8 protein-coding genes and 1 riboswitch are annotated in these 10,011 nt (G+C 67.7%); of the genes, 5 read left to right on the forward strand and 3 right to left on the reverse strand.

Going from position 1 to position 10,011, the window contains the following annotated elements; all coding sequences use genetic code 11:
• The first annotated feature begins 80 nt into the window (after positions 1-80).
• From ACFSNB_RS03720 to ACFSNB_RS03730, 3 genes are all read left to right on the forward strand, one after another.
• Complete coding sequence (locus ACFSNB_RS03720) at positions 81-3,680, forward strand: vitamin B12-dependent ribonucleotide reductase (RefSeq protein WP_377314624.1); 3,600 nt, start codon at positions 81-83, stop codon at positions 3,678-3,680.
• Between the two features lie 45 nt (positions 3,681-3,725).
• Entirely contained in the window at positions 3,726-3,929 is a 204-nt protein-coding gene (locus ACFSNB_RS03725; protein WP_377314626.1) for a hypothetical protein, read from the forward strand.
• A gap of 73 nt (positions 3,930-4,002) precedes the next feature.
• Positions 4,003-4,191: an antitoxin Xre/MbcA/ParS toxin-binding domain-containing protein gene (locus ACFSNB_RS03730; protein WP_377314627.1), complete on the forward strand. Its 189-nt coding sequence runs from the start codon at positions 4,003-4,005 to the stop codon at positions 4,189-4,191.
• A gap of 118 nt (positions 4,192-4,309) precedes the next feature.
• Here the strand turns inward: ACFSNB_RS03730 and ACFSNB_RS03735 are convergent, their stop codons facing one another.
• A complete protein-coding gene (locus ACFSNB_RS03735) occupies positions 4,310-5,092 on the reverse strand; it encodes a class I SAM-dependent methyltransferase (RefSeq protein ID WP_377314629.1) in 783 nt (260 codons plus the stop codon).
• A gap of 124 nt (positions 5,093-5,216) precedes the next feature.
• On the opposite strand from ACFSNB_RS03735, the gene ACFSNB_RS03740 reads away from it, so the two are divergent.
• The gene (locus ACFSNB_RS03740; protein WP_377314631.1) at positions 5,217-6,020 is read left to right on the forward strand and encodes an AraC family transcriptional regulator; all 804 of its coding nucleotides are present in this window, start codon (positions 5,217-5,219) and stop codon (positions 6,018-6,020) included.
• A 206-nt stretch (positions 6,021-6,226) separates the two neighbouring features.
• On the opposite strand, the gene ACFSNB_RS03745 is transcribed toward ACFSNB_RS03740, so the two are convergent.
• Entirely contained in the window at positions 6,227-7,918 is a 1,692-nt protein-coding gene (locus tag ACFSNB_RS03745) for a methyl-accepting chemotaxis protein (protein WP_377314633.1), read from the reverse strand.
• A 120-nt stretch (positions 7,919-8,038) separates the two neighbouring features.
• A riboswitch (yybP-ykoY riboswitch) is annotated at positions 8,039-8,216 on the forward strand.
• A gap of 16 nt (positions 8,217-8,232) precedes the next feature.
• On the opposite strand from ACFSNB_RS03745, the gene ACFSNB_RS03750 reads away from it, so the two are divergent.
• Complete coding sequence (locus ACFSNB_RS03750; protein ID WP_377314635.1) at positions 8,233-8,811, forward strand: TMEM165/GDT1 family protein; 579 nt, start codon at positions 8,233-8,235, stop codon at positions 8,809-8,811.
• Between the two features lie 61 nt (positions 8,812-8,872).
• On the opposite strand, the gene ACFSNB_RS03755 is transcribed toward ACFSNB_RS03750, so the two are convergent.
• Entirely contained in the window at positions 8,873-9,811 is a 939-nt protein-coding gene (locus ACFSNB_RS03755) for an IS110 family transposase (RefSeq protein ID WP_377314636.1), read from the reverse strand.
• Positions 9,812-10,011 lie beyond the last annotated feature (200 nt).

The raw sequence follows: 10,011 nt of genomic DNA on the forward strand, positions 1-10,011 counted from the left end.
GACGCAAACCGGCGGTCGGGACTAACCTCCGCTCCGGTTCGGCGCTCCCGGGCCACCCCCTGCCACAGAAGGAAACACCCATGCGGGTCCAGCGTCACTTCACTCGTGCCGGCCAGTCGCCCTATGCCGACATCCCGTTCCGCCAGGCATCGAGCGAGATCCGCAATCCCGACGGCTCGGTGGTGTTTTCGCTGACCGACATCGCGGTGCCGGCCGAGTGGTCGCAGGTCGCCTGCGACGTGCTGGCCCAGAAATATTTCCGCAAGGCCGGGGTGCCGGCCCGCACCCGCCCGGTGGTCGAGCCCGGGGTGCCGGCCTGGCTGGCCCGCTCCGAGGCCGACGCGGAGGCGCTGGCGGCGCTGCCCGAGGCCGAGCGTTACGGCGCCGAGCGCGACGCCCGCCAGGTGTTCGACCGCCTCGCCGGGACCTGGACCTACTGGGGCTGGAAGGGCGGCTATTTCGACGACGAGGAGGACGCCCGCGCCTTCCGTGACGAGCTGGCCTTCATGCTGGCGCGCCAGATGGCCGCGCCCAACTCGCCGCAATGGTTCAACACCGGCCTGCATTGGGCCTATGGCATCGACGGCCCCGGCCAGGGCCATTCCTACGTCGATCCGGCCACCGGCCGCGTCGTGCGCTCCGAGTCCGCCTACGAGCATCCCCAGCCGCACGCCTGCTTCATCCAGTCGATCGAGGACGACCTCGTCAACGAGGGCGGCATCATGGATCTGTGGGTGCGCGAGGCCCGGCTGTTCAAATACGGCTCGGGCACCGGCACCAACTTCTCCCGCCTGCGCGGCGAGGGGGAGCGGCTGTCGGGCGGTGGGCGCTCGTCGGGGCTGATGAGCTTCCTCAAGATCGGCGATCGCGCCGCCGGGGCGATCAAGTCGGGCGGCACCACCCGCCGCGCCGCCAAGATGGTGGTGGTCGATATCGACCATCCCGACATCGAGAAATTCATCGAGTGGAAGGCGCATGAGGAGCAGAAGGTCGCCGCCCTGGTCGCCGGCTCGCGTCTCGCCGCCCGCCATCTGCCCGAGGTGCTGGCCGCCTGCGGCGAAGGGGAGGGCGAGGCCCGCTTCGACCCGCGCCGCAATCCCCGGCTGAAGGCGGCGGTGCTGGCCGCCCGCCGCGCCGAGATCCCCGAGGCCTACATCCAGCGGGTGATCCAGTTCGCCCGCCAGGGCTTCACCCGGCTCGACATTCCGGTGATGACCACCGATTGGGAGGGCGAGGCCTATCTCACCGTCTCGGGCCAGAATTCCAACAATTCGGTCCGGGTCAGCAACGCCTTCCTTGACGCGGTTGCCGCCGACGCGGATTGGCGGCTGACCGCCCGCACCACCGACCAGACCCTGCGCACCGTCCGTGCCCGCGCTTTGTGGGACAAGGTGGGCGAGGCGGCCTGGGCCTGCGCCGATCCCGGCATCCAGTTCGACACCACCATCAACGAGTGGCACACCTGCCCCGAATCCGGCCGGATCAACGCCTCCAATCCGTGCTCGGAATACATGTTCCTCGACGACACCGCCTGCAATCTGGCCTCGCTCAACCTGCTGGCCTTCCGGCAGGCCGATGGCGGGTTCGACCTCGACGGCTTCCGCGTCGCGGTGCGGCTGTGGACGATGGTGCTGGAAATCTCGGTGCTGATGGCCCAGTTCCCCAGCGACCGCATCGCCGAACTGTCCTACCGCTTCCGCACCCTCGGCCTTGGCTACGCCAATGTCGGCGGGCTGCTGATGGCCGCCGGCATCCCCTATGACAGCGAGCGCGGCCGCGCCCTGATCGGCGCCATCACCGCGCTGATGACCGGCGAGGCCTATGTCACCTCGGCCGAGATGGCCGCCGCGCTGGGCGCCTTCGTCGATTTCCCCGCCAACCGCGAGTCGATGCTGCGGGTGATCCGCAACCATCGCCGCGCCGCCCACGGCCTCGCCCATGGCTACGAGGGGCTGTCGCGCCCGCCGGTGCCGCTCGACGCCGGCAACTGCCCCGACGCGGCCCTGGTCGCCGCCGCCCGCCATGCCTGGGACCGGGCGCTGGAGCAGGGCGCCGTCCACGGCTTCCGCAACGCCCAGGTCTCGGTGGTGGCGCCGACCGGCACCATCGGGCTGGTGATGGATTGCGACACCACCGGGATCGAGCCCGATTTCGCCCTGGTCAAGTTCAAGAAGCTGGCCGGCGGCGGCTATTTCAAGATCATCAACCGGATGGTGCCCGAGGCGCTGCGCAGCCTGGGCTATGCGCCCTCCGACATCGAGGAGATCGTCCGCCACGCCATCGGCCACGCCACCCTCAAGGGCGCGCCGGCGATCAACCCCGCCAGCCTCGCCGCCAAGGGCTTCGACGAGGCCAGTCTGGCCCGGATCGAGGGGCAGCTTGAATCCGCCTTCGACATCCGTTTCGTCTTCACCCGGCACGGGCTGGGCGAGGCGTTCTGCGTCGAGACCCTCAAGATCCCGCTGGCCAAGCTCGACGAGCCCGGCTTCGACCTGCTGACCCATCTTGGCTACAGCAAGGCCGAGATCGAGGCCGCCAACCTTTATGTCGGCGGGGCGATGACCCTGGAAGGGGCGCCGTTCCTCAAGGAAGAGCATCTGCCGGTGTTCGATTGCGCCAGCCCGTGCGGCCGCACCGGCACCCGGGCGCTGTCGGTCGAGGCGCATATCCGGATGATGGCGGCGGCCCAGCCTTTCATCACCGGGGCGATCTCGAAGACCATCAACATGCCCAACAGCGCGACGATCGAGCAGTGCAAGGAAGCCTACCTGCTGTCGTGGCGGCTGGGGGTCAAGGCGGTGGCGCTGTACCGCGACGGCTCGAAGCTGAGCCAGCCGTTGCAGGCGGCGCTGCTCGACGACGAGGGCGCCCTGGCCGATAGCGTCGCCGAGGCCCCGGCGGCGGTCAAGGCGGCGGCGGTGGCCGAGAAGGTGGTCGAGAAGCTGGTCGAACGCGCCGCCGCCAGCGGCCGCGCCCGCCTGCCCGACCGCCGCAAGGGCTATACCCAGAAGGCGATGGTCGGCGGCCACAAGGTCTATCTGCGCACCGGCGAATACGAGGACGGACGGCTGGGCGAGATCTTCATCGACATGCACAAGGAAGGCGCCGCCTTCCGCGCGATGATGAACAATTTCGCCATCGCGGTGTCGGTCGGGCTGCAATACGGCGTGCCGCTGGAGGAATTCGTCGAGGCCTTCACCTTCACCCGGTTCGAGCCGTCGGGGATGGTCGAGGGCAACGAGACGATCAAGATGTCGTCCTCGATCCTCGATTACATCTTCCGCGAACTGGCGATCTCCTATCTCGGCCGCAACGATCTGGCCCATGTCGTCCCGTCCGATTTGACCCCGGACACGGTCGGGCGCGGCGCGGCCGAAGGCCAGCTCGACACCCGCCCGACCGCCGGCCAGCTCGAAGCGGTGCGGCGGGTGGCCTCGCGCGGCTATGTGCGGTCGAACCTGCGGCTGCTCCGTCGGCCGGCGGCGGCCCCGGCGGCTGCTCCGGCGGCCGAGGCTCCGGCGCCGGTCGCGCCGCGCGACGACCGCGCCGAACAGATCCGCGCGGCGCGGATCAAGGGGTACGAAGGCGACGCCTGCCCCGAATGCGGCAACTTCACCCTGGTCCGGAACGGCACCTGCCTGAAGTGCGACACCTGCGGCGGCACCACCGGCTGCTCGTAAGGCGGGAACGCTCGAAATTTCAAAAAAAGGTGGAGGATGATTAAAATGAATCAACCTGGGCTTGATGGTCGTCGTCGTAACAATGATGGTACGATACGTAAGAAAAATGGCCGAACTCTTGTTGGTAATGTGCGGGAGACTTATGGCGCTGATTTCGCAGCGGGACGGCGCAGTGACATGATGCTCAGCACGCTTCTCAAGGAAGAAGGTGTGGATTCACTTAGTCAGCTTCTGAAGAAGCCACGCTAACCGCCTCCAGTATTTTGGTGTCCTGGCGACAGGTTGTCGTATGATGAGCGACAGCTGTCGAGTAGGAGTTACCATGTCGGAGGCCGTGGGTGTCGATGAGGTTGTCAAACTGCTCGGCGGCCGGGAGGAGGCCGAGCGCTGGCTGGAACAGCCGGCGCTGGGGCTCGACCGGCGGCGACCGATCGAACTGCTCGCCACCCCGGCCGGGACGCAGTTGGTCGAAGATTATCTGACCCGGCTCGAATACGGCGTCCATATGTGACGCCATATATATAGCCCCTTCGCGCTGACGCCGGCTCCCTGAACGGCGGTGCGCCTCCCCCCAAAGGGTTCCAAGGGCCTTGCGGCCCTTGGCGGGTGTGGGCGGAGCCCACGTTTTTTTAGCTTTCCCGTCCCAGCACCAGGATCGAGATCGGATAACAGAACCGGATCTCGCCTTCCTCGTAGCGAGCCCCGACGCCGAGCCGGTCAACACCGTCCTCGGCGTCACGCCGGAACAGCGCCCGCAGCCTTTCTTCCGCGCCGGGCGGGCAGGCGGCGGCGCGCAACTGGGCCTCCAGTTCGACCTCCAGCCGGTAGCCCCCGATCGCCTGCTCGCTCAAACCGAGCTGCTGGCCGAGCCCGCGCATCTGATCGAGGGTCAACGCGCTGGTGTGGGACGGATCGCGCAGGGTTTCCATCGCGTCATAGGCGGCCTGGGTGGCGGCGGTGGGAGTGGCGTCGATCAGCAGGAGGCGGCCGCCGACGGTGCAGACCCGGCGCATTTCCGCCAGCATCGCCCGGGGATCGAGCAGGTGGTGGACGGCGTAGCGGCTGGTCACCAACGAAAAGGCGCCGTCGGCGAAGGGCAGGGCGTGGCCGTCGCCAATTTCCCACCTGAGGTTGGCGAGTCCGGCTTCGCGCTGGCGCCGCCGGGCCTGGGCGATCATCGCCGGGGTGAGGTCGAGGCCGGTGACGTGGCGGGCGGTGGCGGCGAGGGCGCAGGCGAGGATGCCGGGGCCGCAGGCGACATCGAGCGCCACATCATCGGGGCCGAGCCGGGCCAGCTCGCAACAGAGGCGGAGGGCGTCCTGGTCGGAATGGGCGGGCAGGGCGGCGAAGCCTGCCGCCTGCCGGGTGAACTGGTCGAGAATCGAGGCTTGGTGCCGGTCGCGCTCGCTCATCGCGCTCTCCTGTGGGGCCGGGGGGATCGATCCCTCAGGCATAGCACGGCGCGGCCTTGGCCGATGAACGCCGGCCGGCCAATAAAGTGCTACAATCGGCCAAAGTGGCGACGGGGAGGCGGGGATGCGCTGGCTGAGCGGGGCGGAGACGCGACAGCGGATCGAGACGGTGGGGATCGAGCGCCATCCCGCCGACGCCTTTGCCTTCCGCGAGGCGGTGGTCGAGCCATTCGCCTATGACTGGCACGCCCATGGCAGCGATCAGATGCTGTACGCAATCCGGGGCAGCCTGCAATTGGAGACGGCGACGGCGCGGTTTCTGCTGCCGCCGCAGCGGGCGATCTGGATTCCGGCCGGAATGCGCCATCGCACCTGGCTGGGGCCGGTCGATTCGGCCTCGGTGTTCTTTCCGGCGGGGAGCCTGGGGGAGAGCGGCGGCGGGGTGCGGGTGGTGGCGGTGGCGCCGGTGATGCGGGAGATGATCCTGTACGCGACGCGCTGGCCGCCCGACCGCCCCCGGCCGGATGAACTGGCCGATGCCTATTTCCGGGCGCTGACGCTGCTGTGCCGGGAATGGGTGGCCCACGAGATGCCGTTCCGGCTGCCGCGCAGCGATCATCCCGGACTGGCGCGGGCGATGGAGTACGCCCAGACCCATCTGGCCGACGCCACCCTGTCGGGGGCCTGCCGCGCCGCCGCGATGTCGGAACGGAGCCTGCGGCGCCATTTCCAGGGCGAGACCGGGATGAGCTGGCAACATTATCTGAGCCAGAGCCGGATGCTGGCGGCGCTGGCGCTGTTGGCCCAGCCCGGCCCGCCGCTGGCCGAGGTGGCCGACCAACTCGGCTTTGCCAGCCTCAGCGCGTTTTCGAAGGCGTTCCGGGATTTCTGCGGCGAAACCCCGGCCGCCTACCGCCGCCGGGCCTGATTCCCTGCTGGCTCATCTCGGGTTTCGGGATGATTGTGGGCTCCGCCCACACCCGCCAAGGGCCGCAAGGCCCTTGGATCCCATTGGTGGTCGGGTGCGGACCGGCCTTTCCGCTTGGGCGCGGGTGGTTGCCGCGCGAAGGGCAAGGAAGGGGATCCAAGGGCCGTGCGGCCCTTGGCGGGTGCGGGCGGAGCCCGCGCTTTGCGTCAGGCCCGCACGCTGTGGAGGAAGGTGCCGACCTCGTGGTCGAGCCGGCCGGATTGTTCGGCCAAGTCCTGCGAGGCGGTCAGCACGTTGCTGGAGGTGTCGCCGACCTCGGCCACCGCCGCCGCCAACTGGCCGAGATAATCGGTCACCTGCCGGGTCCCGGCCGAAGCCTGCTGGATGTTGCGGGAGATTTCGGCGGTGGCGGCGTGCTGTTCCTCGACCGCGGCGGCGATGCCGGAGCCGATCTCGTCGATGCGGCCGATGGTGCCGCCGATCAGGCGGATCGCCGCCACCGCTTCGCCGGTGGCGCTCTGGACCGCGCCGATCTGGGTGGAGATTTCCTCGGTGGCCTTGGCGGTCTGGTTGGCCAGCCCCTTGACTTCGTTGGCGACCACGGCGAAGCCCTTGCCGGCCTCGCCCGCCCGCGCCGCCTCGATGGTGGCGTTCAAGGCCAGCAGGTTGGTCTGGGCGGCGATGTCGTTGATCAGGTTGACGACGATGCCGATCCGGTCGGTGGCCTCGGCCAGACTCTGCACCAGCTGATCGGTGCGGCGGGCCTCGCTGACCGCCTCGGCCGACATCGCCGCCGATTGCTGGACCTGCCGGCTGATCTCGTTGATCGAGGCCGACAGTTCCTCCGAGGCGGCGGCGACGGTCTGGACGTTGACCGAGGCCTGCTCGGCGGCGGCGGCGACGCCGGTCGCCTGGGACGAGGTCTGGCGCGCCACCCCGGTCAGGCTTTCGGCCGCGTTCTTCATGTTGCCGGCCGAGGCGGCGATCACGTCGGAGACCTGCTTGACGCTGCGTTCGAAACTGTCGGCCATCGCCAGGGCGGCGCGGCGGCGTTCGGCCTCGGCCTCCTGCTTGTGGCGCTCCTGGTCGCGACGCAGCTCGGCCGCCTCGCGCGCGGCGTCGCGCAGGGTGCGGATCGAGACGGCGAGGGCGCCGATCTCGTCGCGGCGTTCGGTTTCGGTGACCTCACAGGCGTAATCCTCGCCGGCGAGGCGGGTGGTGATGCCGGCCAGCCGCTGGAGCGGGCCGACGATCCCGCGCGAGATCAGCTGGGCCAGCCCGGCCACCACCAGGGCGACCAGCAGCACCAGCCCGCCGAAGCCGAGCGCCTTGGCGCGGAAGATCGCCTCGATGTCGTCGATGTAGATGCCGGTGCCGATCATCCAGTTCCACGGCGCGAACAGGGCGGCATAGGAGACCTTGGGGATGGCGGTGTCGGAGCCGACCCGGGGGAAGCGGTAGAACACCGCGCCGCCGCCGGCCTGGGCCGCCTCGATCAGGCGGCGGATCAGCGGCACGCCGTCGGAATCGCGCACCTCGATCGCGTTCTTGCCCTCGCGCTCTTCCCGGCCGGGATAAAGCACGGTGGTGCCGTCCACCGCATAGATGAAGAAGTATTCGTCCTGGTCATAACGCAGGCTGCGCAGGGTTTCGCGGGTGAGGCGCTGGGCCTCGGCCTGATCGATCTCGCCGCGCTGCGCCCGCTCGTATTGTTGGCGGGCGATGCCCTGGGCGACGTCAACCAGATTATGAAGTTTGGCGACGCGATCCTCGACCATGATGCCGCGCAGGAAGAACAAAGCCAGTCCCGCCACCACCGCCACGCCGGCGATACTGGCCAGGACGATGATCAGAAATTTTTTGGAAATGCCGTGCCTGCCGGCCATTCTCGTCTCCACCGCGAATTCCTCTTTCCCTGCCTGATAAATGGGCATGTGCCTGCCGTATGGGTAGACGGTCGCAGAGTTTTTCGTCCAGAACAAATACGCTTGCGTATAGCAGGGGCGCGCGATAGGGTCCGCGCCGTCATTGGGGAGTAGCCGCCTTCGGTTCCGGCCGAAGGGGGGCGCGTCAACAGACTTGGGCCATCATGGCCCATGGCGCGTCCGGCCCGGTTGGCTTGGCGAGACCTTTGGCCTGGCATCCGTCACCTTGGGGGTGGACGGGGAGCTTGGCCATGGTCGCATCCGTCCGCCCCCGGGACCTTTGTCACATGGACTCTCTGTTCGTCTCCGCCGGGGTGGTCGCGGTTGCCGAAATCGGCGACAAGACCCAGTTGCTGACCCTGGCCCTTGCCGCGCGCTATCGCCGCGTCGCGCCGATCCTGCTCGGCATCCTGCTCGCCACCCTGGCCAATCACGGTCTCGCCGCCTGGCTCGGCGCGGCGGTGGCCGGCTGGATCGGCCCCGATCTGCTGCGCTGGATCGTCGGGGGCTCGTTCCTGGCGATGGCGGCGTGGTGTCTGGTGCCCGACGCCGCCGACGAGGGCGCGGCCGAGTCCCGCCCCGGCTGGGGGCCGTTCCTCGCCACCCTGGTCAGCTTCTTCCTGGTCGAGATCGGTGACAAGACCCAGATCGCCACCATCGCCCTGGCCGCCCGGTTCCACGACGTGATCCTGGTCACCTGTGGCACCACCCTCGGCATCCTGCTGGTCAATCTGCCGGCGGTGCTGCTCGGCGACGTCGCCGCCCAGAAGCTGCCGATGCGGCTGATCCGCGCCGCCGCCGCCGCTTCCTTCGCGGTGCTCGGGGGGCTGACCCTGTGGCAGGGGGCGGCGCTGATGCCGGGCTGAGACCGGCGGTGATTTTTTTGTTTTCAAACAAGGGAGAGGTCTGGAGCGACTGTCTGTGCTGTCAAGCGGCAAAGGCCATTTCCTTGCGGGCATCACGCGCTTTTGCGTTGAGTCGGATCAGCAGCTTATGCGCCAGAGCGATCCGAATGACCTTCTTGGGCTTCCCAGCGTCAGAGAGCCGTTTATGAAAGTCTGCAAACTCTTGGTTGTATCTCCGGACGATATCGGCGATGACGTAAAGGATCGTCCGGACATCAGCCCGCCCGCCCCTGGTCAGGCGTTTTCCTTTGATGGTGCCGCTATCACGAGCAATGGGCGCGACACCAACCAGTTTGGCAATCGCCTTGTTTGACAGAGTTCCGATCTCGGGTAATCCGGCCATGAGTTGGGCCACGGTCCGATCCGCCACCCCTTTGATGGTCCTAAAGGTCTTGTCGAGCTCGCCCCATACCGGATCCTGATCGATAATCCCGGCAATCACGCTCGCCAGATTGCGGATCTGCCCGCGCAAAAAGGCCAGCAGAGCGTCAACGTTTGCCAGAGTATCGGGATCGGTGACCAGCCTCCGCTGGTTGATCTGGGATGTCTGAATGGCGGTGAGCTGACGTAGCCGCTGCACCAGGGCTTGGAGCCGACCATGTTCGGCTCCAAGCGGCGCGTGGGGCGCGATCCTCTTGACCTCGGCAAACCAGGCGATGATCCCAGCATCAATGGCGTCGGTTTTTTCCAGAAATCCCATGGCTTCGGCAAACTGCCGGACTGACCGCGGATTGACGATCGCAACCGGGATCTCCTGCTGCCAGAGCAGCGCGAAGGGAAGCCTCTCGTAGCCGCCAGTTGCCTCCATAACCACCAGGGTCACGTTGTTTACCTGGCAATAGCTTGCCAGGGCATCGATCCCCTCGCTTGTCCTACAAAAACGCTCGACTTTTCCATCCCGGCCAATGCGGGCATCCAGCATTTTCGAGGAAACATCCACTCCACAAATTACCTGCGTCACAGTAACCTACCTTGTCCATGCGATGGACGATCCAGCGACTGTCCGGTTGTGTGTGACAACGGCGGCGGTCCCATGCTCCAGAGCGGTTGTAACCGAGGCGTACTCGGGCGCCGCCCGCCGCGCGATGGGGCCGGTGGCCACCGGCCCCATCGCTCCAACGTTTTCGTTGCTCGACGTTGGTGAACGCAAGATACAAGGCG

It is taken from the genome of Phaeospirillum tilakii (genome assembly GCF_042683125.1).
Lineage (GTDB): Bacteria > Pseudomonadota > Alphaproteobacteria > Rhodospirillales > Magnetospirillaceae > Phaeospirillum > Phaeospirillum tilakii.